Raw genomic sequence first — 24,695 nt, forward strand, 5'->3', positions numbered from 1 at the left:
GCCACGGTGGCGCCCATGTCTGAAGGGCTGAAACTCAGCACCCAGCTGTGGCTGAAGGCGGTGCGCGCCGAATACTGGCTGGCACGCAAACTGTTGCCCGATGTCTACAGCAACGACGCGTTGATCTGCTTCAACAGCTACGCGTTCATGGATGATCCGGACTTCCAGCGTGCTTACCAACGGGGAGCGCAGGCACTTGGCGATACGGACTGGTACCAGTGGCATTGGCGGGTGCACGTAGGTTTGTGGGCCGCCGCCAACGCCAGCAGGATCGAGGGCGACTTCGTCGAATGCGGTGTCAGTTATGGCTTTCTGAGCAGTGCGGTGATGGAGCATCTCGACTGGGACCAGCTCGGGAAGACCTTCTATCTGCTCGACACCTTCGCCGGTCTCGACCCGCGCTTCGTCACCGCTGGTGAGCGGGAGTCCGGCGCCCTGGAGAAGAGCGAAGAGCACGTCCGTAACGGAATGTACGGCAGCTCGGTGGACGGCATCCGGGCCAACTTCTCCCAATGGCGCAACCAGCGCATCGTCGTCGGTGCCGTGCCCGAGACGCTCGATGAGGTCGATTCGGACACAGTTGCCTTCCTGCATATCGACATGAACTGTGCCCCACCGGAAGTGGCGGCGCTCAGGCACTTCTGGCCGCGGCTGTCCCCCGGCGCCTTCGTCCTGCTCGATGACTACGCCAACCGGGGGCGCGATGAGCAGCGCATCGCGATGGACGAGGTGGCCGACGAACTTGGCGTTTCGATCTGTGCCCTCCCCACCGGTCAGGGTTTGCTGATCAAGCCACCAGACCGGACAGGCCGGCGCGATGAGTCGGACGGACAACCGTCCCTGGTGGCTCAGAGCAGCCGCGGACGGATCACGACGGTGGCACCTGTGGCGAACAAGTGGCCGATCAAGTTTCGGATCGCGTGGGCCGCGCTACGCACGGCGTACTGGATCCCTCGCAAGGTGCTGCCGGATGTGTATTCCGACGACGCTTTGATCTGTTTCAACAGCCATGCGTTCATGGACGATCCGGCCTTCCAGCGGGCCTACCAGCGCGGGGTTCTCGCGCTGGGCGGCAAGGACATCCATCATTGGCACTGGCGCGTGCACGTGGGGCTGTGGGCGGCTGCCACCGCCAGCCGGGTCGAAGGCGACTTCGTCGAGTGCGGTGTCAGCCACGGCTTCCTCAGCAGTGCGGTGATGGAGTACCTCGACTGGGACCGGTTGGGGAAGATGTTCTATCTGCTCGACACCTTCGCCGGCATGGACCCGAGGTTCGTCACCGCGGGCGAGCGTCAGGCCGGCGCGCTGGTCAAGAACCAGGCGGCGTTGGACTTCGGAATCTACGGAAGTTCGGTGGACAGCGTCCGGGCCAACTTCGCTCAGTGGCAGAACCAGCGAATCGTCGTCGGCGCGGTGCCCGAGACGCTCGAGCAGGTGGAGGCGAAGACCATCGCATTCCTCCACATCGATATGAACTGTGCCCCACCAGAAGCCGCGACGCTGCGTTACTTCTGGCCACGGTTGTCCCCCGGCGCGCTCGTGCTGCTCGATGACTACGCCAACCGCGGGCGGGATGACCAGCGCATCGCGATGGACGAGGTGGCGCGTGAACTCGGGGTGCAGATATGTGCGCTGCCCACCGGTCAGGGCTTGCTCGTCAAGCCGCCCGAGCAGTCCAGCCCACCACCGGTGTCCGCTGGACGTGCGCAATCCAGCGAACCCGGCTGAACTCCGGCCGGGTCATCGCGTGCTTCGCCGCACGGCCTGCTCATACAGGTCGGCGGCCTTGAGGACGCTGTCGCCCGGGCTGGTCATCCGCGTGGCGAGTGAGCGAGCCCGGGCCGCATGGTCCGGGCTCAGGATGCGGCGCAGGTCCGCCACCAGTGTTTCCCGGCTGGTGGCGGAAATACGCCGTGCGGTACCGACTTTCAGCCGCTTGATCTGGTTGCCCCAGTACGGCTGATCGGCCGAGCTCCAGAGAATCAGCGTGGGTGAACCGGCTCGGAGGCTGGCGGCCGTGGTTCCCGAGCCGCCGTGGTGCACGACCGCGCGGCAGGCAGAAAAGACGTCGGCGTAGTTGACCGGGCCGACCACCCGCACGTGGTCGGCGATGGGGAGGTCGCCGAAGTCGGTGCCGCCCGCGCAGATCAACGCCCGCTCCCCCAGCTCGGCGCAGGCGGTTCCGATCATCTCGATCGTCGCCGCGGGCGACTCGACCGGGATGCTGCCGGTGGCGAAGCAGATCGGCGGAGTTCCGCCGGCGATCCAGGACGAGACCTCGTCGTCGACATCTGTCGACAGCCCCAGTGTCAGCGCTCCGACAAAGGGCCGGCGTCCGTTCCACTTCGCCCACTCGTTTTCCAGGCCCGGAACGCTGACGGAATCGTAGGCCTGGATCTCCAGCGCCCCGCGTTCTGCCATCCGTCGCGGTGAAGGAGTGCGGGCGGCGGCCAGGCCCAGGTCTCGGCGCTGCGCATCTTCTGCCGTCTTGGTGGCTCGCCACATCAGCCACTCGGACACCGCGCCTGCCGAACGGACCAGAGGCGCCGGCAGCGCCGGAATCAACTGACCGTTGGGGCGCATCGGGAAGTGGTGCAGCGCGATCAACGGGATGCCGTAGTACTCAGCGACATTGGCGGCGGACTGTTCGTAGTTCAGCCCGGTGGACAACAGATCGGCACCGGCAGCCAGTTCCACCAGCGTCTCGCTCGTCTCCTGCCAATGGCGGGCGATGGGTGCCCAGAGTTCACGCAGGGAGCCGACGGGATTGCGCGGCAACCGGGTCCAGAAGTTGCGCAGGAAGTCATCCTGCAGAAAGTCCTCCAATTTCGGCCCGTAGGAAACGGTTTCGAGTCCGGCCGTCTGGACGAAGTCGACCAGATCCGGAGGAACGGCCAGCGAGACATCGTGGCCCCTGCGCTGAAGTTCGCGCCCGACGCTGACCGACGGTTCGACATCACCGCGAGTTCCATAGCATGCCAGCGCAAATCTCATGCGGCCCTAGCCTTTCACTTGATATCTCGCGTAGTTGACCTTACCGTCCTTCGACTTTGCGATAGTTAGCTTATGGACCTCAAAGATCGCGTACGTGAATCTCGTGACCGGATGATCAAGAACCAGAACGAGAAGCTGGCGCAGTATGTGCAAAAGTTCATCTACCCGTACGCCACTCGCAAGCTCGAGGCCGAGGACGTGGTGTTCCTCAACTATGGGTACGAGGAAGATCCGGCGATGGGAGTGCCCCTTTCGGACTCCGACGAACGCAATCGCTACTTCATCCAGCTCTATCACTCAACCGCCACGCAAGTGGATATCCAGGGGAAACGGGTGCTGGAGGTCGGTTGTGGTCACGGCGGCGGTGCGTCGTACCTGGCGCGAACGTTGCACCCGGCGTCCTACACGGGCCTCGACCTCAATCCGTCCGCCATCTCCTTTTGCCAAAAGCGGCACAAGTTAAAGGATCTGGAGTTCGTGCAGGGCAATGCAGAGGAACTTCCCTTTGCCGACAACACCTTCGATGCGGTGATCAACGTCGAATCCTCACATCTGTATCCGCAATTCCCGAAGTTCCTCAGCGAGGTCAGCCGCGTCCTGCGCCCGGATGGCTATTTCCTGTACACGGACGCCCGTCTCCTGGGCGATATTCCCGCCTGGGAAGAGGCGCTCGCGGACGCGCCGTTCCGGGTGATGTCACAGCGGACGATCAGCGCCGATGTGGTGCGAGGGATGGAGAAAAGCATGCAGCAGTGGCAGTACGTGATCGATCGGGTCGCACCACGGCCGCTACGTGGACTTACGCGGCGCTTCTCACCGGCACGGAAGGCCTGCGAGAGCCTGCGGCCCGGCGGAACCTCGGAGTACCGGATGTACTCCTTCCAGAACACCGGTACTTCATCGAATCATGGTGCCCAGCCTCGTAATTAGCCGTCAGGCGCCCGCGCATCGGCCTCGACTCACCGCGCCGGCTCTTTGCTCGCAGGTATGGTGAGTGCATGAATCTCCTCGAGTCGATCGAACGTGGCCTGGATTGGCTGGCGACGCCCAAGCGCTTGCCCGGTCACCTCGAGATGGAGACCCAGCGAGGGAGGCGCCTCGAGCTCGAGGTCGTCTCCCTGGCGATTCGGATGCCGGTTGGCGGTGGAGTGAAGTTCAAGGTGCCGGTGTTCGTGATGCTGATGCCGACCGGTTCGTCGGCACTTCAGTCGTCGCAGGACAGCGCCGAACAGGACGATCAGTAGCCTCCCCACATTGCTATAGCTGTGCTGTCTGACCCGGGTTGAGGGTTGGTCGCGTCGCCGGCCGGCGGGCGTCCGCCCGCAGTGGCGTGCCACGTCGCGGTTGGCAATCACATACCTGCCCGATCCCCCAGCCTGTGGGCTGGGGGATCTCCTATTTCATCGAGTTTCAGCTAATCTCTGCGTCCCCGCATCGAAGAATTGAATTCAATGCGTTGGAGCCTTTTCCGTCTCGGCCTCGGGAGAAGGCCATATTTGCTGTTAATGCGGTTTCCGGAACCATTCGAGTTTGGCGTCCGGTTGCCGGCCGTGAGACCACACAAAATTCACAGTGTCGCTGAATACGCAATAGCGTGACGCTTTCGTCAAAAGATGATGACCTCACAAAAACACATGATATTGAAACTCCAGTTAATTGATTAGCGATACTACCTAGAGTTCGCTGTGCGTAACCGCTGGTCAGAGTTGTGGAAAACCGGGAACCGCGCGATGCGGCCTCCCGTATGTTTGCGATATCTTTGCGAAGTCACCGACCAGCCTGGAGAAACGTGAGCATTAACCCGTTCGACGACGACAACGGCAGCTTCTACGTCTTGATCAACGACGAGGAGCAGCACAGCTTGTGGCCGAGCTTTGCCGAGGTGCCCGCAGGGTGGCGGAAGGTCTATGGCGAAGCGAACCGTTCTGACTGCTTGGAGTTCATTGAGCAGAATTGGGCGGACATCAGACCGAAGAGCCTGCGCGAGCGGTTGGCGCGGGACGGGTCTATTCAGCGCTGAATCGTCATTGGGAAGTTGAATACATAATGGAACCTGAGGGCGGAGCACTGCCGCTTTCCCGTGGGCAGTTGGATATCTGGCTTTCACAGGAAAGCGGCCTCGCCGGCACCGAGTGGCAACTCGGCCTTCTCGGGCGAATTGACGGCGCGGTTCAGCGCGATCTCCTCGAGCAGGCGATCCGGCAGGCCCTGCAAGAGGCGGAGCCGGCCAGGGCGGCAGTGTTCGAGGTGGACGGCCGGGTCTTCCAGAAGGCGGTCGACTACTCCGACCTCGAGCTGGTGTTCCATGACGTCAGGGACTGCGCCGACCCGGAACAGAGGGCCCGGGAACTCGCGTCGGCGATCCAGCACACGCCGCTGCCGCTCAGCGGTCAGCTGGTGAAGTTCGCCCTGTTCAGGACCCGACACGAGGAGTACTTCCTGTTCGGGCTGGGACACCACATCTCAGTCGACGGCCTCGGCATGGCGCTGGTCAGCCGGCGGATCGCCACGATCTACACGGCGCTGGTCTCGGGAGATCCCGTGCCGCCGGCGTACTTCGGATCGCTGCAGGATCTCGTGGACTGCGAAGCCGAATACCAAGCGTCCCAGAGCTTTCAGGATGATCTCGCCTACTGGCGGGACCACCTCCCAACCGAGGGAGGTGTGGACCAGGGCCCGCCCCGGGCGGAGAACGGGCGTGACGCGTACGCGCCTTCCGCCTCGGTCGAGGTCGGCCAGGCGGCCGTCGGACACATCAAAGAACTGTCCAAGACCCTGCGTATCCGCCGATACTCGGTCACCACCGCGGCGTGCGCCCTTCTCGTGCGGGCATGGACAGCCAACGCCTCGGAGGTGGCCCTCGACTTCCCGGTCAGCAGGCGCGTTACCCCGGAATCGAAGACGCTGCCGGCGATGCTCGCCGGGGTGGTGCCATTGGTACTGAAGGCTCCGCCGAATTGGACGGTCGGAGAATTCTGCCGGCATGTCGATTCACGTCTTCGAGAACTCCTGCAGCATCAGCGTTTCCCCGTGCACACCCTCAACGGTGCGAGTGGGTCCCGGCAGGCGTCCAACCGAGTGGCGGTCAACTTCATCCCGTCCCGCCTCACCCTGGATCTCGCGGGCGCCCCTGTCACGGTGTCCTATACGAACCACGGGCCGATGGGACACTTCGGTTTGTTCTTCATCGGGTCGAGTGACCAGCTCTTCCTGAGTACGGCGGGTACCGGGCGCCCGTTCGCGGACTTCGAAGTCTCCGATCTGGCCGACCGCATCCAACGGATTCTGGTGGAGATGGCTGCCGACCCGGAGCGGCCGCTGTCCTCACTGGACCTGCTGGCCGGCCAGGAACGTGCCGAGCTGGCCGAGATCGGCAATCAGGCTGTGCTCACGCAACCCACAGCCGCGCCGGTGTCGATACCGGACATGTTCGCCGAACAGGTGGCTGCCGCACCCGATGCCGCGGCACTGACCTTTGAAGGCCGCACGCTGACCTACCGCGAGCTCGACGAGGCGGCGAATCGGTTGGCGCATCTACTCGCAGCCCAGGGAGCCCGTCCGGGCGAGCGGGTGGCGTTGTTCTCGAACCGTTCGGCCCGGGCGGTCGTCGGAATGCTGGCGATACTCAAAACCGGTGCGGCATACCTGCCGATCGATCCGGCCGTACCCACGTCGCGGATGGAGTTCATCCTGGCCGACGCGGCCCCGATCGGCGTCGTCACCACGGCGAAACTGAGGTCCCGGCTCGACGGCTACCGCGGCGTCGTGATCGACGTCGACGATCCGCTCATCGAGGCTCAGCCGGGCACCCCGTTGCCGGCGACGGCTCCCGCCGACATCGCATACGTCATCTACACGTCGGGGACCACCGGCACTCCCAAAGGCGTGGCGGTCACCCATCAGAATCTGACCCAGCTGATGACCTCGCTGGACGCCAGCCTGCCGCGCCGAGGAGTGTGGCCGCTGTGCCACTCACTGGGCTTCGACGCCTCGGTGTGGGAGATCGGGCACGCCCTGCTCCGGGGTGGCCGTCTGGTCGTGGTGCCCGAATCGGTGGCCGGCTCTCCCGAGGACTTCCATCGATTGCTGGTCGCCGAAGGGGTCACCGTCTTCACCCAGACCCCGTCCGCAGCCGCGATGCTGTCCCCCGAGGGTCTGGAATCCGCGGTGTTGGTGGTGGCCGGCGAGGCTTGCCCGACAGAGCTGGTCGATCGCTGGGCAGCCGCCGGTCGGGTGATGTTCGACGCCTATGGCCCGACCGAGACCACGATCTGCGCGGCGATGAGCGCGCCGTTGCACGCGGGAGCCGCCGGGACTGTCGTTCCCATCGGTTCACCCGTCCCCGGCGCTGCCCTGTTCGTTCTGGACACCTGGATGCAACCGGTACCGACCGGCGTGGTGGGCGAACTGTACGTGGCCGGAGACGGCGTGGCGTGCGGCTACATCGGCAGACCGGATCTGACCGCCTCGAGATTCGTGGCGTGCCCCTTCGGCGGCGTATCAGGGCAGCGGATGTACCGCACCGGCGATCTGGTGCGGTGGGGCGAGGACGGACAGCTTCAGTATCTGGGCCGCGCCGATGAGCAGGTCAAGATCCGCGGCTACCGCATCGAACTCGGTGAGGTCCGTTCCGCGCTGGCGCGGGTGGACGGGGTGGAACACGCCGCCGTGATCGCGCGCGAGGACCGCGTCGGCGACAAACGACTCGTCGGTTACGTCACCGGGTCCGTCGATCCGCTGGAGGCCCGGGCGCAACTGGCAGACCACCTTCCGCCCTACATGGTCCCGGCCGCGGTGGTCGTGCTCGATGCGATGCCGCTGACCGCCAACAACAAGCTGGACACCCGCGCGTTGCCGGCACCCGAATATCAAAGCGGGAGAGCCGAATACCGGGCTCCGGGCGATGCCGTCGAGGAGATCCTGGCCGGCATCTTCGCTGATGTGCTGGGCGTGGAACGGGTCGGCGTGGACGACTCGTTCTTCGATCTCGGTGGCGACAGCATCCTGTCGATGCAGGTGGTGGCGCGGGCCCGGGCAGCCGGCGTGTGGTGCCGGCCGCGCGACGTCTTCGTGGAGCAGACCGTCGCCCGGCTGGGCGGCGTGGCCAAGCTCGCCGGTGGCGAGGCGGTCATCGACGAAGGCATCGGCGCGGTCGACGCGACGCCGATCATGCAGTGGCTACAGGAGATGCCGGGCGGCATCGACCAGTTCAACCAGACCCTGGTGATCCAGGCGCCGGCCGGGGTGACCCAGGCCGATACCGAGATCGTCCTGCAGGCGCTGCTGGATCGGCACGCCACATTGCGGCTGCGCGCCGAGGTGCCGGCGGCGACCGGCAGTGTTGACTGGTCGTTGACCGTGCCGGACAAGGGGTCAGTGAAGGCCCGCGATTGTCTGACCGTCGTTGCGGAGTTGTCCGACGAGGCAGTGCAAAGTGCACGATCGCGGCTCGATCCGGCCGACGGAGTGATGCTGCATGCTCTGTGGGCCCGAGACACCAACCAACTGGCCCTGGTGATCCACCACCTGGCAGTCGACGGTGTGTCCTGGCGAATTCTGTTGGAAGACCTCAACATCGCCTGGGCACAGCACCACAGCGGTCAGCCCGTCGCACTGCCCACCGGTGGCACGTCGTTCGCCCGCTGGTCGGAGCTGCTGGCCGAACGTGCGCGGGACACCGATGTGGTCCGGCACGCCGACACCTGGCGGAAAGTCGCGGCGACCCCGGCCGCGCTGCCGCCGGTACAGCCGGAGCTGGACACCTACGCCAGCGCCGGGCGGTTGACGGTCGCCCTGGACGAAGCGACCACCCGGATGCTGCTGGGGGAGATCCCCGCCGCATTCCACGCCGGCGTGCAGGACATCCTGCTGATCGCCTTCGGACTGGCCTGGGCGGAGTTCTCCGGCACCGGGACCGGCAGCGTACCGATCGGGATCGACGTCGAAGGTCACGGGCGCGCCGAGGATCTGGCACCCAACGTCGACCTCTCCCGCACCGTGGGCTGGTTCACCGCCAAATACCCCGTGGCCATGTCCACCGGCCAGGTGTCCTGGGCACACGTGGCCGGTGGCGGCGCGGCCCTCGGGCCGGTGATCAAGGCCGCGAAGGAACAGTTGCGCGCCCTGCCCGACGGCTTGACCTACGGCCTGTTGCGATACCTGAATCCCGATGTGGACCTGGGCGGAGCCGACCCGACCGTCGGCTTCAACTACCTCGGGCGGCTGGGTGCAGGTGCGGCCGACCTGTCCCAAGACCTGTGGCGGATCAGCCAGGACAACTTGTCGATGTCCGACGTGGCATCGGCGGTCCCGATGGCGTTGGCCCACAGCGTGGAACTCAACGCCGGCACCCTGGACGGCCCTGCCGGCCCGCAGCTGCAGGCCAACTGGATGTGGGCGCCCTCGGTGCTCAGTCGTGAACAGGTCGAACGGCTCAGCCGGTTGTGGTTCGAGGCCCTGGCCGGCATCTGTGCGCACGTGCAGTCCGGCGGCGGCGGCCTCACACCGTCGGATGTCGCCCCGGTGCAGCTGACCCAGAAACAGATCGACCAGCTGACCGAGCGATACCGGATCGCCGATGTCCTTCCGCTCACCCCGCTGCAGAAGGGACTGCTCTTCCAGTCCAGCTTGACCGACGACACCGGGACCGTCGGCGACGACGTCTACGCGGTGCAGCTGGCGGTCACCGTCACCGGCGAGCTCGACCCGCAGCGGTTACGCCAAGCGGTGAGCGCGGTCATCGCCCGCCATCCCAACCTGGCTGCACGGTTCCACGACGAGTTCGGCGAGCCGGTACAGGTACTGGCGGCCGACCCGGCGACCGCGTGGCAGTACGTCGAATTGACCGGCGCCGCAGACGATATCGATGCTCGAAGCGAGCAGTTGTGCGCTGCCGAACGCAGCGCTGTCTGCGATCTGGCCGGGCAGCCGACCTTCCGTGCCGCGCTGATCCGCACCGATGATCAGCAGCACAAACTGGTCCTGACCATCCACCACATCGTGATCGACGGCTGGTCACTGCCGATCCTGCTGCAGGAGGTGTTCGCCGAGTACTTCGGGCACCGGCTGCCCCCGCCTCCCTCGTACCGCAACTTCGTCAGCTGGCTGGCGAGCCAGGATGACGAAGCCGCGAAAGTGGTGTGGCGCGACGCCCTCGCCGGGTTCGAGACACCCACCCTGGTCGGACCCCCGACCCCGGCCGGGCCGCGCGGGACCGAGTCCTACCGGCTGCCTGCCGAGACGACCCGGGCACTCACTGAGCTCGCTCGCGCACAGCACACCACGGTCAACACCGTGCTGCAGGCCGCCTGGGCTCAGGTGCTCATGGCGCTGACCGGCCAGCACGACGTGGTTTTCGGTACCGCGGTCTCGGGGCGGCCGGCGGACCTGCCCGGCGCGGATGCCATGGTGGGCCTGCTGATCAACACCGTTCCCGTCCGGGCCACGATCACCGCGGCCAGCTCCGTGGCAGATCTGCTGGACCAGCTGCAGCGGGTGCACAACGACACCGTTGAGCACGAGCACCTGGCGCTCGCCGAGATCCATCGGGTGGCGGGCCAGGACCGGCTGTTCGACACTCTCTTCGTCTACGAGAACTACCCGATCGATGCCGAGGCCTTACTGGGCGCGCAGGAACTCGGTATCACCGACTTCACCAGCCGCGAGTACAACCACTATCCGCTGTCGGTGGTGGCGATGCCCGGCGACGAGCTCGGGCTCCGAATCGAATTCGACAGCGGCGTGTTCGACACGAATGACGTTGCGGCCCTGGTCGATCGGATGCGATACGTGCTGGAGACCATGGTCGCCGACCCGGCCCGCAGGCTGGCGTCGATCGACCTGCTCGACGCCGACGAACACGGCCGACTGGACAGCTGGGGCAACCGAGCCGTCCTGACCCGACCGCAGACCGAGCCGACCTCGATACCGCAACTGTTCGGCGAGCAGGTGGCCCGCGACCCCGATGCGGTCGCACTCACCTCCGACGGGCGGTCGATGACCTTCGGCGAGCTCGACGAGTCGTCAAACCGATTGGCGCAGTTGCTGTCCGCGCGGGGCGCCGGGCCGGGGCAGCGAGTCGCCATGCTCCTTCCCCGTGATGCGCAGGCCATCGTCGCCATCCTGGCGGTGGTGAAGACGGGGGCGGCATATGTGCCTATCGACCCGGCCCATCCCGACGCCCGCATCGAATTCATGCTGGCGGACGCCGCACCGGTGGTGGCGCTCACCACCGAGCAGTTGCGTCAGCGGCTGGAGCCGTCCGGTGTGCCGGTGCTCGAGATCGACAGCGCCGGTTCCCAGCCAGGTACCGAACTGCCGGGCACACCAGGTGATTCGCCGCTCGTGGCGCCCGACGACATCGCCTACATCATCTACACGTCGGGGACCACCGGTGCGCCGAAGGGGGTGGCGGTCAGCCACCGCAACGTCACCAGGCTGCTCGAGGCGCTCAGCGGTGAACTGGTCGCCGGTCGGGTCTGGAGTCAGTGCCACTCCCTGGCCTTCGACTACTCGGTCTGGGAGATCTGGGGTCCGCTGCTGTCCGGTGGCCGCCTGCTCGTCGTCCCCGATGCGGCGGTGCGGTCGCCCGAAGACCTGCACGCCCTGCTGGTCAGCGAGCGGGTCAATGTGCTGAGCCAAACTCCGTCGGCGTTCTACGCCCTGCAGACCGCGGATGAGCTGGCGCCGGAACTGGGTCGCCGGCTTGAGCTGCAGACCGTGGTGTTCGGCGGTGAAGCGCTTGAGCCACAACGGCTGTCAAGCTGGATGCGGAGCCACCCGGGTGCGCCGCGGATGATCAACATGTACGGGATCACCGAGACGACGGTCCACGCCTCATACCGCGAGATCGGCGGCGCAGATGTGGACGGCAATACCAGCCCGATCGGCGTGCCGCTCGAACACCTGGCCTTCTTCGTGCTCGACGAGTGGATGCGTCAGGTCCCGGTGGGCGTCGTCGGCGAGCTTTACGTGGCCGGAGCCGGATTGGCGGAGGGCTACGTCGGCCGTCCGGACCTGTCGTCGACGCGGTTCGTGGCCTGCCCGTTCGGAGCGCCCGGACAGCGCATGTACCGCACCGGCGATCTGGTGCGATGGGGTGCCGACGGGCAGCTGAGATATGAAGGCCGCGCCGACAAGCAGGTGAAGATCCGCGGCTACCGCATCGAACTCGGTGAAGTTCAGGCCGCACTGGCCGCACTGGACGGAGTGCACCAGGCGGCGGTGATCGCCCGCGAGGACCGCCCCGGCGACAAGCGTCTGGTCGGCTACGTGATCGGCTCCGCTGACCCGGCGGCGGCGCGCAGCGCGCTGGCCGAACGCCTTCCCGCGTACATGGTTCCGACTGCGGTGGTGGCGCTGGATGCACTGCCACTCACGGTGAACGGCAAGCTCGACACCCGGGCTCTGCCGGCGCCGGAGTACCAGGACGCCGATCACTACCGGGCACCGCACGACGCGGTCGAGCAGATTCTGGCCGGCATCTACGCCCAGGTGCTCGGCGTCGAGCGGGTCGGTGTCGACGATTCGTTCTTCGACCTCGGCGGGGACAGCATCTCCTCGATGCAGGTGGTGGCTCGGGCCCGGGCCGCGGGCCTGGTCTGCCGACCGCGTGATGTCCTGGTCGAACAGACGGTGGCCCGACTGGCCCAGGTGGTGGTCTCCGCCGACGGTCAGGACGTCGTGGTCGACGAGGGAATCGGTCCGGTCGTAGCCACGCCGATCATGCGGTGGCTACGTCAAATCGGCGGCCCGATCGACGAATTCAACCAGACGGTGGTCCTGCAGGCGCCCGATGGCGTGACCGAGGCCGACGTGGTGGGCCTGGTGCAGGCACTGCTGGACCGGCACGCCATGCTGCGGTTGCGGGTGGAGACCACCGACAGTGGTGAATGGTCCCTGGCCGTGCCCGAGCGCGGCGCCGTGGACGCGGAAGCCTGCGTGCATGTCGTCGACGAATTGTCTGACGAGGCGCTGCGCGCTGCGCGGTCACGGCTGAACGCCGCGGCCGGCAGGATGCTGACAGCGCTGTGGGTACCCGGCACCGGAACCCTGGCACTGATGATCCATCACCTGGCCGTCGATGCCGTGTCTTGGCGAATCATGTTGGAAGACTTGAATATCGCCTGGGCGCAGTACCGCAGCGGCCAGGAGGTGGAGTTGCCGGCGCCGCGGACCTCCTTCGCCCGTTGGTCCGCTGTGCTCAACGAGCATGCGCATACCCCGGCGGTGGTGGAGCTGGCGGGGGCCTGGCGCGAGGTGGCGGCGATCCCGGCAGCATTGCCCGCGGTCCAACCGGCGATGGACACCTACGCCAATGCCGGGCAGCTGTCGGTCGAGTTGGATGCCGAGACCACCCGCCAGCTGCTCGCTGAGGTTCCGGCAGCGTTTCACGCTGGGGTACAGGACATCCTGTTGATCGCCTTCGGCCTGGCGGCCGCGGAGTTCCTGGACGGCGAACCCGGTCCGATCACCATCGACGTCGAAGGCCATGGCCGGGCCGAGGAACTCACCGCCGACGTCGACCTGTCCCGCACCGTCGGCTGGTTCACCAGCAAATACCCGGTGGCGCTGAGCCCGGGCGAACTGTCCTGGGACCAGGTGACTTCGGGTGAGGCTGAGTTGGGCGGCGTGGTCAAGGCCGCCAAGGAACGGTTGCGGGATCTGCCTGACGGTCTGACCTATGGACTGCTGCGGTATCTCAATGCCGACGTCGACCTGGACGGACCAGACCCGGCGTTCGGGTTCAACTACCTGGGCCGCCTCGGTGCCGGGGTCGGTGAGCTGTCCGACGAACTGTGGCGGATCGATCAGCAGGCGGTAGAGATCACCGCGTCGGCCACGGCGGTGGACACCCCGCTGGGACACACCCTGGAGCTCAACGCGGGCACGCTGGACTCTGCCGCCGACGGCGGTCCTCGCCTGCACGCCACGTGGACCTGGGCGTCCTCGGCGCTGGACCAGCAGCAGGTAGCCCGGTTCAGCCGACTGTGGTTCGAGGCGTTGGCCGGAATCTGTGCTCATGTCCGGCACGGCGGAGGCGGGCTCACCCCATCGGATCTCGCGCCGGCGCATCTGACCCAGCCCCAGATCGATGAGCTGGAGCGGGAATACGCGATCGCCGACGTGTTGCCGCTGACCCCGCTGCAGCAGGGGCTGCTGTTTCACACCGAAGCCGGGGAAGGCGGCGACGACCTGTATGCGGTGCAGCTGGACGTCACCGTGGCGGGTCAGCTGGATCCGAACCGCCTGCGCGATGCCGTGCAGAACGTGCTCACCAGGCACCCGAACGTGGTGGCTCGCTTCTACGAGGACTTCGGTGTGCCCGTGCAGATCCTGCCGGCAGAGCCGGTGCTCGCCTGGCAGTACCTGGACCTCACCGGTGATGCGGATGATGCTGTGGAACAGCAGGTTCAGCAGCTCTCGGCTGCCGAGCGAGCCCAGGTCAGCGGTCTGGGGGAGCAGCCCCCATTCCGGGCCGCGCTGATCCGCACCTCGGCTGATGAGCACCGATTCGTGCTCACCAACCACCACATCGTGCTCGACGGCTGGTCGAAGCCGATCCTGCTGCAGGAGATCTTCGCCGGCTACCTGGGCGGGCGGCTGCCGGCCCCCGTTCCATACCGGCGATTTGTCACCTGGCTGGCCGAGCAGGATATCGGCGCTGCACAAACGGCGTGGCGCAAGGTTTTTGACGGTTTCGAAAATCCCACGCTCGTCGGAATCCCGGGCCGCGAGGCTCTCGGCCGGCGTGGTGTCGAATCGTTCCAGCTGTCGGCCGAGACCACCCAGGCTCTCGGCGAGCTGGCGCGCAGCTGCCACACCACGGTCAGCACGGTGCTGCAAGCCGCCTGGGCGCAGCTGCTGATGTGGCTCACCGGCCAGCGTGACGTCGCCTTCGGCACCGCGGTGTCCGGCCGGCCGGCCGACGTGGCCGGTGCCGAATCAATGGTCGGGCTGTTGATCAACACGGTGCCGGTGCGGGCCAGGATCACCCCGGCCACCACCGTGGGCAGCCTGCTGCAGGAGCTGCAGGGTGCCTACAACGACACCCTCGATCATCAGCACCTGGCCCTCCACGAGATTCATCGCGCAACTGGTCACGACCAGTTGTTCGACACCGTGTTCGTCTACGAGAACTATCCGATCGACACGGCCGCGTTGTCAGGGGTCGGCGACCTGTCGATCACCGGTTTCACCAATCGCGAGTACAACCATTACCCGCTTTCGGTGCAGGCGGTTCCAGGCCATCAACTGGGCTTACGCGTCGAATTTGATTCCGACGTCTTGGATTCGGTCCGAATCGGGCGATTGGTCAAGCGGTTCAGGCGGGTACTAGATGCCATGACCGCGGACACGAGGGAGCAGTCATGAGCATCGATTCCAGCCGGACGCTGTTGTCCTTCGACCTGCTCGACGAGGGTGAGCACGACCGGCTCGACGACTGGGGCAACCGGTCGGTCTTGAGCCGGCCGGCGTCCGACCCGGTCACGATCCCGGTGCTGTTCGCCGCCCACGTGGTCCGCGCCCCGGAGTCCGTGGCTCTGGTCTGCGGCGACCGGTCGTGGAGCTATCGCGAACTCGATGAGGAATCGAATCGGTTGGCCCACCTGCTGGTTGATCATGGCGCCAGGCCGGGTGAGACGGTCGCACTGCTGATTCACCGCTCGGCTGAGGCCATCGTGTCGATCCTGGCCGTGCTCAAGACCGGGGCCGCCTATCTGCCGATCGACCCGGCACATCCCGACGACCGGATCGGGTTCATGCTCAGCGACGCGGCGCCCGTCGTCGCGGTCAGCAGCGCGGATCTGCGCGGCCGACTGGACGGTGGCGAGGTGCCGGTCGTCGGCCTCGACGATCCCGCTGTCGAGAAGCAGCCGTGCGGCGCGCTGCCGGGTCCGCAACCGGATGACCTGGCCTACATGACCTACACCTCGGGCACCACCGGTGTGCCGAAAGCGGTCGCGGTGACCCACCGCAACGTGACCCAGCTGGTCGAGCACCTGCACGCGGACCTGCCTTCGGAGCCGGGACAGGCGTGGTCGCAATGGCATTCGCTGGTCTTCGACGTCTCGGTGTGGGAGATCTGGGGTGCGCTGTTGCACGGCGGACGTCTGGTGGTCGTGCCGGAGGCCGCCGCCGGTTCGCCGGATGAGCTGCACAATCTGCTGCTCACCGAGAAGGTGAGCGTGCTGTGCCTGACCCCCTCGGCGGCGGGCATGTTGTCACCGGAGGGGCTGGAATCGACCACGCTGGTGGTGGCGGGTGAGGCCTGCCCGAGCGAGTTGGTGGACCGATGGGCCCCGGGCCGGGTCATGATCAACGCCTACGGACCGACAGAGGCAACTGTCTACGCGGCGATGAGCGCACCGCTGACGAAGTCGCAGTCGGCCGGCGCCGTCGTGCCGATCGGCTCCCCGGTCCCAGGTGCGGCGTTGTTCGTGCTGGACCAATGGCTCCGGCCGGCACCTGAGGGCGTGGTCGGCGAGCTGTACGTAGCGGGCGCCGGGGTAGCGGTCGGGTATGCGCGCCGGCCCGGGCTCACCGCATCGCGTTTCGTCGCATGCCCGTTCGGCGGCGACGACGCTCCGGGTCAGGTCATGTACCGCACCGGCGATCTGGTCAAGTGGGGCGAGGACGGCCAACTGCACTACCTCGGCCGTGCCGACGAGCAGGTGAAGATCCGCGGCTACCGCATCGAACTCGGCGAGGTGCAGGCCGCACTCGCCGGGCTGGACGGGGTGACCCAGGCGGTGGTGACCGCGCGCGAGGACCGACCGGGAGACAAACGACTCGTCGGTTACGTCACCGGGACGGCCGATCCCGGCCAGATGCGTTCCGCGCTGGCCAAGCGGCTGCCTGCGTACATGGTGCCCGCCGCGGTGGTGGTCATCGACGCGTTCCCGCTCACGGTGAACGGCAAGCTCGACAAACGCGCGCTACCGGCGCCCGAATATCGCAGTGCCGGAGCCGGTTACCGGGCACCGAGCAACCCGGTCGAAGAGATCCTCGCCGACATCTACGCCCAGGTGCTGGGGGTGGACCGGGTCGGTGTCGACGACTCGTTCCTGGACCTCGGCGGAGACAGCATCCTGTCGATGCAGGTGGTGGCCCGGGCCCGGGCGGCCGGTGTGCGATGCCGGCCGCGCGACATCTTCGTCGAGCAGACCGTGGCCGGGGTCGCCCAGGTCTCGGTCTTCTCCGATCCGGAGCACGCCGTCGTCGACGAGGGCATCGGCCCGGTGTCGGCCACACCGATCATGCGCTGGCTGCGCGATGTGCAGGGCCCGGTCGACCAGTTCAACCAGACCGTCGTGCTGCGAGCCCCCGACGGGGTGACCGAGGACGATGTGGTGGTCATGGTGCAGGAGCTGCTCGATCGGCATCCCACCTTGAGAATGCTCGCCGAGACCGATGCGGACGGCGAGTGGTCGCTGAGCGTGCCGGACAAGGGCGTGGTCGACGCGCGCGATCGCACGTCCACCGTCGAGGAATTGTCCGACGAGGCGCTGGTCGCGGCGTTGACGCAGTTGGACCCGGCCGGCGGCTCGGTGCTGCGCGCGTTGTGGGTACCCGGCACCAGCCAGCTGGTACTGATGATCCACCACCTGGCCGTCGACGGAGTGTCCTGGCGAATTCTGTTGGAAGACTTGAATATCGCGTGGGCGCAGCGCCACAGCGGGCAGCCGGTGCAGCTGCCTCATGGCGGTACTTCGTTCGCCCGCTGGTCACACCTGCTGACCGAACACGCCGGCGATGCGAACGTCGTCCGGCACGCCGAGGCATGGCGCAAGGTGCTTGAGGTGCCCGCTGCGCTGCCGCCGGTGCGGCCCGAGGTGGACACCTACGCCAACGCCGGTCAGCTGTCGGTGGAGCTCGATGTCGAGACCACCCGAGCGCTGCTCGGCCCGGTACCCGCGGCGTTTCACGCCGGGGTACAGGACATCCTGCTGATCGCCTTCGGCCTGGCGTGGACCGAGTACCTCGGTACCGGCAGCCTCCCGATCGGTTTCGACGTCGAAGGTCACGGCCGCAGTGAGGATCTCGGGGGAGCGGATCTGGACTCCGACATCGATCTGTCGCGCACGGTGGGCTGGTTCACCACCAAGTATCCGGTCGCGTTGGCAACTCCGGAACTGCCCTGGGCCCGAGTGGTTTCGGGTGATGCCGAGCTGGGCTCGATCATCAAGGAGGCCAAGGAGCAGCTGCGCGCCCTGCCTGACGACCTGACCTACGGCATGCTGCGTTACCTCAACGCCGACGTGGAGCTGGACGGTGCGGACCCGACGATCGGGTTCAACTACCTCGGCCGGGTCGCCGCCGGGATGGCAGACCTCGGCGAGGACCTGTGGCGCATCGATCAGGACGCGTTGTCGACCACCGGCGTGGTGTCAGAGGTGCCCATGCCATTGATGCACACCGTCGAACTCAATGCCGGCACCATGGACACCGACGCCGGTCCGTGCTTGCAGGCCGCGTGGACCTGGGCTCCCTCGGTCGTCGGTCAGGATCAGGTGGACCGGCTCAGCCGGTTGTGGTTCGAGGCGCTGCGGGGCATCTGTGCCCACGTCAACTCCGGTGGCGGCGGGTTGACCCCGTCCGATGTCCTACCGGCGAAACTCAGCCAGCGCCAGATCGATGAGCTGGCACGGGAATACACGGTTGCCGATGTGCTGCCGCTGACCCCCGTGCAGCAGGGGTTGCTGTTCCACTCCACATTCGCGCGGGGCCGCGGCCACCACGACGACGTGTACGCGGTACAGCTCGACATCACCGTCACCGGAATCGTCGACCAGCACAGGCTGCGCGACGCGGTCCACACCGTGGTGGCCCGGCACCCGAATCTGGCGGCGCGGTTCTGCGGGCAGTTCGGCGAACCCGTGCAGGTCATTCCCGCCGACCCGGTGATGGCGTGGCGCTACCTGGACCTTCGCGGTGACGACCGGACGGCCGACGAGGAGGTCCGTGAGCTCTGCGATACCGAGCGGGCAGCGGTCTGCGATCTCTCCGAACGGCCGACATTCCGGGCCGCGCTCATCCGCACCGCGGGCAATGAACACCGCTTCGTCCTGACCTTCCACCACATCGTGATCGACGGCTGGTCGCTGCCGATCCTGCTGCGCGAGGTCTTCGCCAGTTACTTCGGGCAGCGGCTTCCCGCACCGGCGTCCTATCGCAACTTCGTCAGCTGGCTTGTCGGCCAGGACCGGGACGCGGCCCGAGAAGCCTGGCGAAACGTCTTGGAGGGCTTCGAGACTCCCACCCTGGTCGCGCCGCCGGCCGAGCCTGGCCCCAGGGGCATCGAGACCTACCGGGTCTCGGCCGAGACCACCCGCGCGCTCGGTGAGCTCGCGCGTTCGCAGCGCACCACGGTGGCCACGGTGCTGCAGGCCGGCTGGGCGCAGCTGCTGATGTGGTTGACCGGTCAGCACGACGTGGCCTTCGGCACCGCGGTATCGGGGCGGCCCACGGACCTGGCCGGTGCGGATCAGATGGTGGGTCTGCTGATCAACACCGTGCCGGTGCGAGCCCGCACCACCGCTACGACCACGGTGGCCGAGCTGCTGGAGCAGCTGCAGCGTGCCCACAACGACACTCTCGAGCATGAACACCTGGCGCTCACCGACATTCACCACCTCGCCGGCCATGAGCAGCTGTTCGACACCCTGTTCCTGTACGAGAGCTACCCGATCGACACCAGTGCGTTCATGGGTGTGCAGGAGTTGGCCGTCACTGAGTTCAACAACCGCGAGTACAACCACTACCCGCTGTCGGTGATGGCCCTGCCCGGCCACGAACTGGGCCTGCGTCTCGAATTCGACAGCGACGTATTCGACGTCGAACAGATCGAGGCACTGGTCGAACGGTTCCAGCGGCTGCTGGTGGACATGACCGCCGATCCGACGCGCCGGCTCTCGGCGATGGATGTGCTCGAGAGTTCTGAGCACGACCGGCTCGACGTGTGGAGCCACCGCGAGATCCTCGGCCAACCGGTGACCGCACCCGTCTCGATCCCGGAGATGTTCAGCCGGCAGGTGGACCGTGATCCCGGCGCCCCGGCGCTGACTTTCGACGATCGCTCGTTGTCGTACGACGAGCTCGACGAGGAAGCCCGCAGGCTGGCAAACCTGTTGGCACTCATGGGTGCCGGTCCGGGCGAAACCGTGGCGCTGCTGGCGCCGCGGTCAGACCTGGCGATCGTGGCGATCCTGGCCGTGCTCAAGACCGGCGCGGCCTACCTGCCGATCGACCCCGCGGTGCCGGCCACCCGGCTGGAGTTCATGCTGTCCGACGCCGCACCGATCATCGCGATCACGACGGCCGAATTGCGATCCCGGCTCGAGAGTGCGGACGTGCAGATCGTCGAGATAGACGATCCCGCCGTGGAATCCGCGGGACTGATCTACCCGACCGCCGACCTGCTCCCGCCCTCTGCCGATGACATCGCCTACCTGATCTACACCTCGGGAACCACAGGCACCCCCAAGGGCGTCGCCGTCACGCACGGCAATGTCACCCAGGTGCTCGAGCGGCTGCATCCGGATCTGCCCGCAGGCCCGGGACAGGTCTGGTCGCAATGGCATTCACTGGTGTTCGACGTATCGGTGTGGGAGATCTGGGGCGCATTGCTGCATGGTTCCAAACTGGTGATCGTGCCGGAGGCGGTGGCCGGTTCGCCGGACGATCTGCACGATCTTCTGGTCGCCGAAGGCGTCAGCGTGCTGTACCAGACGCCGTCCGCGGTGGGAATGCTGTCGCCGGAAGGTCTGGAGAACACCACTCTGGTGGTGGCCGGCGAAGCCTGCCCCAGTGAGGTGGTGGAACGCTGGGCACCGGGCCGGGTGATGATCAACGCATACGGACCGACCGAGGCCACGATCTACGGCGCGATGAGCGCACCCCTGGCCGCGGGTGCGGCCGGTGGTGGCGTTCCGATCGGGTCAGCTGTTCCCTCCGGGGCCACGTTCGTTCTCGATGAGTGGCTGCGTCCGGTATCCGCAGGCGTGGTGGGCGAGCTCTATCTCGCCGGCCGCGGTGTGGCCGTCGGATATCTCAACCGTTCCGGGCTGACCGCATCCCGTTTCGTCGCTTGCCCGTTCGGCGGCGACGACGCTCCGGGTCAGGTCATGTACCGCACCGGCGATCTGGTCAAGTGGGATGAAAACGGCCAGCTGCACTACCTCGGCCGGGCCGACGAGCAGGTCAAGATCCGTGGCTATCGCATCGAACTCGGCGAGATCCAGGCGGCACTCGCCGAGCTGGACGGAGTGAACCAGGCCGCGGTGGTCGCACGCGAGGACCGTCCCGGCGACAAGCGCCTGGTCGGTTACATCACCGGCAACGCCGATCCGACTCAGTTGCGCAAGGAACTCGGCGAACGGCTCCCGGCCTACATGGTGCCCGCCGCGATCGTGGTGCTGGACGTACTGCCGCTGACGGTCAACGGCAAGCTCGATCGCCGTGCGCTGCCGGCTCCCGAGTACCGGGACGCCGCCCGGTACCGCGCCCCGGCCACCCCGACCGAGCACACGCTCGCCGGCATCTACGCCCAGGTGCTCGGGTTGGACCGCGTCGGCATCGACGATTCGTTCTTCGATCTCGGCGGCGATTCGATCTCTGCGATGCGGGCGATCGCGGCGGTCAACACGGCGTTCGAAGCCGAGCTCCCGGTGCGCACGCTCTTCGAGAAGCCGTCGGTGGCAGGGTTGAGCCTCCAATTGACCAGCGAGGCTGGATCGGATGTGGCGGCCGCACCCACCGGGGTGAGCTTCACGTCGGTGCACGGAACCGTCGTCGGTGAGGTGTACGCGCGGGACCTGACCCTCGACAAGTTCATCGACGGAGCCACGTTGCGCACCGCGCGGGCCCTGCCGCGACCGAATGGGCAGGTGCAGACGGTCCTGCTGACCGGGGCCACGGGATTTCTCGGCCGATACCTGTTGCTGGACTGGCTCAAACGGCTGCGCCGGGTCGACGACTCGGTGATCTGCCTGGTGCGGGCCGACTCCGACGACGACGCGCGCCGGCGGCTGGAAGCCACCTTCGACACCGACCCGGTGCTGCTCCGGCACTTCCGGGAACTCGCGGACGGACGGCTCGAGGTCATCGCAGGCGACAAGGGCGAACCCAATCTCGGACTGGTCGACGAGCGCTGGCGGCAGCTGGCCGAGCGTGTCGACCTGATCGTCGACTCCGCGGCGTTCGTCAACAGCGTGCTGCCCTACCGAGAGTTGTTCGGACCCAACGTCGTCGGTACCGCCGAGTTGATCCGCTTCGCGTTGACCACGAAGCTCAAGCCCTACAACTTCGTGTCTACCTCCGATGTGGGCCGCCAGATCGAGCCGTCGAAGTTCACCGAGGACGCCGACATCCGGTTTGCCAGCCCGCTCCGCACCGTCGATGCGGGCTACGCCAACGGGTACGGCAACAGCAAATGGGCCGGTGAGGTCCTGCTACGTGAGGCGCACGATCTCTGCCACTTGCCGATCGCGGTCTTCCGCTCCGGCATGATCATGGCCGACCCGACCTATGCGGGACAGTTGAACCTCACCGACACGGTCAGCCGCATGGTGCTGAGCATCGTGGCCACCGGCGTTGCGCCCGCGTCGTTCTACCGGCTGGGCGACGACGGCCAACGGCAACGTGCGCACTTCGACGGGCTGCCCGTCAACTTCGTCGCGGAGTCCATCGCCACGTTGGGCTGGGAGGTGGCCCGGTCGGCCTCAGCGGGTTTCGAGACCTACCACGTGATGAACCCGCACGACGACGGTATCGGCATCGACACCTACATCGACTGGCTGATCGAGGCCGGCTACCCGATCGAACGTGTCGACGACTTCGGAGAATGGTTGCAGCGGTTCGAAACCGGCCTGAAGGCCCTGCCGGAACGGCAGCGGCAGAACTCGGTCCTGCAGATGCTGACCCTGCTGCGACAGCAAGGTGGCGAGCTCCGGGCACCCGAGCCGACGCAGGGCTCCTACGCGCCTGCCGACCGGTTCCGCGCCGCGGTTCGCCGAGCGAAAGTCGGTGCCGCGAACGATATTCCACGAGTCGCGCCGGAGGTCATCCTGAAGTATGTGGCCGACCTGCAGTCGCTCGGGATGCTCTAGGGCAGCGCTGTGTGGGGCGATATCTTCGGGATGGCACTATTGGTGTCACTCAATCCGGTGCTTCTCGGCTTCATCCTGCTGGTGATCTCCCGGCCTCGGCCGATACAGAATCTCATCGCGTTCTGGGCCGGAAGCCTGATCATCAACATCCCGATGTTCGTGATCTCGACGTTGGTACTGGCCTCGGTGCCGTCGTTCAGTTCGGTGGCACAGGATCTGGTGACCCCGGAACCCGGTTCGACCGTCAAGCCATTCCAACTCGTCTCGGGTCTGGTCTGTGTGGCGATCGCGGGGCTGCTCGCGGTGCGGGTGAGGATGCGCAAGCGAGTGAATCAGGGCGCGCCCGTGAACGCCGGCGGTGAGTCACCGGTGCTGGTCATGGAACCGGATCAGCCGGCCGCCCCGGCAGCGCCGGCGGGGCGCATCCGCAGCATGATGTCGAATCTGGCTACCACGGTTCGGCGGCTCATGGAGCGTGCGCACGATGCCTGGGAGGGTGGCGCGTTGTGGGTCGCGCTGGTGTTCGGCCTCTGCTACATCGCGCCGCCGCCACTGGTGTTGATGGTGGCCACCATGGTCGTCGGTTCGGGTGCGCCGATCGGGGCGCAGGTGGTGATCAGCATCGCGTTCGTATTCGGAATGCTGGCGGTCTTCGAGCTCGCGCTGCTCAGCTACGCCGTCGCCCCGGCGAGGACCCAGGCCGTGCTGCAGCCCCTGCACGAGTGGACTCGCCACCACCGGCAGCTGGTGCTGCTGGTCCTCTTCCTGGTGATCGGGCTCTGGCAGGTGGTCACCGGCGCCGGCGTCATCTGAGCAGGTAGGAGGCCATCGACAGCGACCCGTAGGTGTAGCCGCTGACAATGGCGTCGACCGAGCGGGTGGAATCGGCTGCGGCACCGGCAAGCCCGGCGAAGTACAGCATCGGGATGAAATGGTCCGGGGTGGGAACCGCGGCCGCGTAATCGGTGTGCGCCTCGAGGGTGAGGACGTCGGCGGGGGAGTGGACGAGTTGTTCGCGGGCGGCGTCGTCGAAGCGTTCGGCCCAGGCGAAGCCATCCTCGGGCTTCGTGGGATCCATCCCTGCGAGGTTGTGCACGATGTTGCCGCTGCCCACCACCAGCACGCCGCGCTCGCGCAACGGCGCCAGTTTCGCCCCGAGTCCCAGGTGGTACCCGGCCGGTTCGTTGGCGTTGATCGCCAGTTGCACAACGGGTATGGACGCGTCGGGAAAGGCGTGCAGCAGCACCGACCAGGTGCCGTGGTCGATACCCCAGCTGTCCACGTCGGCGCCCACCCAGGTCGGGTGCACCACGTCGCCGACCTCCTCGGCCAGCTCCGGCAACCCCGGCGCCGGGTACCGGACGTCGAACAGCTCTCGCGGGAACCCGTAGAAGTCGTGAATGGTGCGCGGGCGCGGCATCGCCGTGACCGCGGTGGCGTTGATGTACCAGTGCGCACTGATCACCAGGATCGCCCGCGGCCGGGGAACGGCCTGCCCGAAATCGCGCCAGGCCGCGGTGAAACGGTTGGACTCGAGCGCGTTCATCGGGCTGCCGTGGCCGATGAACGCCGCGGGCATCAGTGTCGGTGCCG

At 66.8% G+C, this 24,695-nt stretch carries 9 protein-coding genes and 1 pseudogene; 8 read left to right on the plus strand and 2 right to left on the minus strand.

From position 1 onward, the window contains the following. Positions 1–15: 15 nt before the first annotated feature. Together H977_RS33880 and H977_RS33885 are read left to right on the plus strand one after the other, a co-directional pair. A pseudogene (locus H977_RS33880) lies at positions 16–798 on the plus strand (TylF/MycF/NovP-related O-methyltransferase); the annotation flags it as partial. Between the two features lie 165 nt (positions 799–963). After that, the gene (locus tag H977_RS33885; RefSeq protein WP_502691204.1) at positions 964–1,728 is read left to right on the plus strand and encodes a TylF/MycF/NovP-related O-methyltransferase; all 765 of its coding nucleotides are present in this window, start codon (positions 964–966) and stop codon (positions 1,726–1,728) included. A gap of 12 nt (positions 1,729–1,740) precedes the next feature. Here H977_RS33885 and H977_RS0125340 read toward each other — a convergent pair whose 3' ends face one another. Then, positions 1,741–2,994 carry a glycosyltransferase gene (locus tag H977_RS0125340; RefSeq protein WP_029110485.1) on the minus strand — a complete coding sequence of 418 codons (1,254 nt, stop codon included), beginning with the start codon at positions 2,992–2,994 and terminating at the stop codon, positions 1,741–1,743. A 111-nt stretch (positions 2,995–3,105) separates the two neighbouring features. Between H977_RS0125340 and mtf2 the strand changes: the two genes are divergently transcribed. The 6 genes from mtf2 (at position 3,106) to H977_RS0125370 (ending at position 23,915) form a co-directional block, all read left to right on the plus strand. Then, positions 3,106–3,924 (plus strand): fatty-acid O-methyltransferase Mtf2, encoded by an 819-nt coding sequence (mtf2, locus tag H977_RS33890; RefSeq protein WP_051289069.1) that lies wholly within the window; start codon positions 3,106–3,108, stop codon positions 3,922–3,924. Positions 3,925–3,992: 68 nt separating this feature from the next. Further along, the gene (locus H977_RS0125350) at positions 3,993–4,238 is read left to right on the plus strand and encodes a hypothetical protein (RefSeq protein WP_029110486.1); all 246 of its coding nucleotides are present in this window, start codon (positions 3,993–3,995) and stop codon (positions 4,236–4,238) included. Between the two features lie 545 nt (positions 4,239–4,783). Beyond that, positions 4,784–5,014 carry an MbtH family protein gene (locus tag H977_RS0125355; protein ID WP_029110487.1) on the plus strand — a complete coding sequence of 77 codons (231 nt, stop codon included), beginning with the start codon at positions 4,784–4,786 and terminating at the stop codon, positions 5,012–5,014. 26 nt (positions 5,015–5,040) lie between these two features. Continuing rightward, entirely contained in the window at positions 5,041–15,366 is a 10,326-nt protein-coding gene (locus H977_RS33895; RefSeq protein ID WP_036477165.1) for a non-ribosomal peptide synthetase, read from the plus strand. Continuing rightward, positions 15,363–23,102, plus strand: a complete 7,740-nt coding sequence (locus H977_RS0125365; RefSeq protein WP_029110489.1) for a non-ribosomal peptide synthetase — start codon at positions 15,363–15,365, stop codon at positions 23,100–23,102. Before H977_RS33895 ends, H977_RS0125365 begins: the two co-directional genes overlap by 4 nt. A 9-nt stretch (positions 23,103–23,111) precedes the next feature. Further along, complete coding sequence (locus H977_RS0125370; protein WP_029110490.1) at positions 23,112–23,915, plus strand: GAP family protein; 804 nt, start codon at positions 23,112–23,114, stop codon at positions 23,913–23,915. Here H977_RS0125370 and ygiD read toward each other — a convergent pair. After that, positions 23,908–24,681 carry a 4,5-DOPA-extradiol-dioxygenase gene (gene ygiD / locus H977_RS0125375; protein ID WP_029110491.1) on the minus strand — a complete coding sequence of 258 codons (774 nt, stop codon included), beginning with the start codon at positions 24,679–24,681 and terminating at the stop codon, positions 23,908–23,910. The genes H977_RS0125370 and ygiD overlap by 8 nt on opposite strands. Positions 24,682–24,695: the final 14 nt, after the last annotated feature.

Origin of the sequence: Mycobacterium sp. URHD0025, assembly GCF_000426065.1 — a bacterium.
Lineage (GTDB): Bacteria > Actinomycetota > Actinomycetes > Mycobacteriales > Mycobacteriaceae > Mycobacterium.

Excerpts from the sequence above, each read along its gene's own strand:
- H977_RS0125340 (WP_029110485.1), bottom strand. The coding sequence starts at position 2,994 with ATGAGATTTGCGCTGGCATGCTATGGAACTCGCGGTGATGTCGAACCG.
- mtf2 (WP_051289069.1), top strand. The coding sequence starts at position 3,106 with ATGATCAAGAACCAGAACGAGAAGCTGGCGCAGTATGTGCAAAAGTTC.
- H977_RS0125350 (WP_029110486.1), top strand. The coding sequence starts at position 3,993 with ATGAATCTCCTCGAGTCGATCGAACGTGGCCTGGATTGGCTGGCGACG.
- H977_RS33895 (WP_036477165.1), top strand. The coding sequence starts at position 5,041 with ATGGAACCTGAGGGCGGAGCACTGCCGCTTTCCCGTGGGCAGTTGGAT.
- H977_RS0125365 (WP_029110489.1), top strand. The coding sequence starts at position 15,363 with ATGAGCATCGATTCCAGCCGGACGCTGTTGTCCTTCGACCTGCTCGAC.
- ygiD (WP_029110491.1), bottom strand. The coding sequence starts at position 24,681 with ATGCCCGCGGCGTTCATCGGCCACGGCAGCCCGATGAACGCGCTCGAG.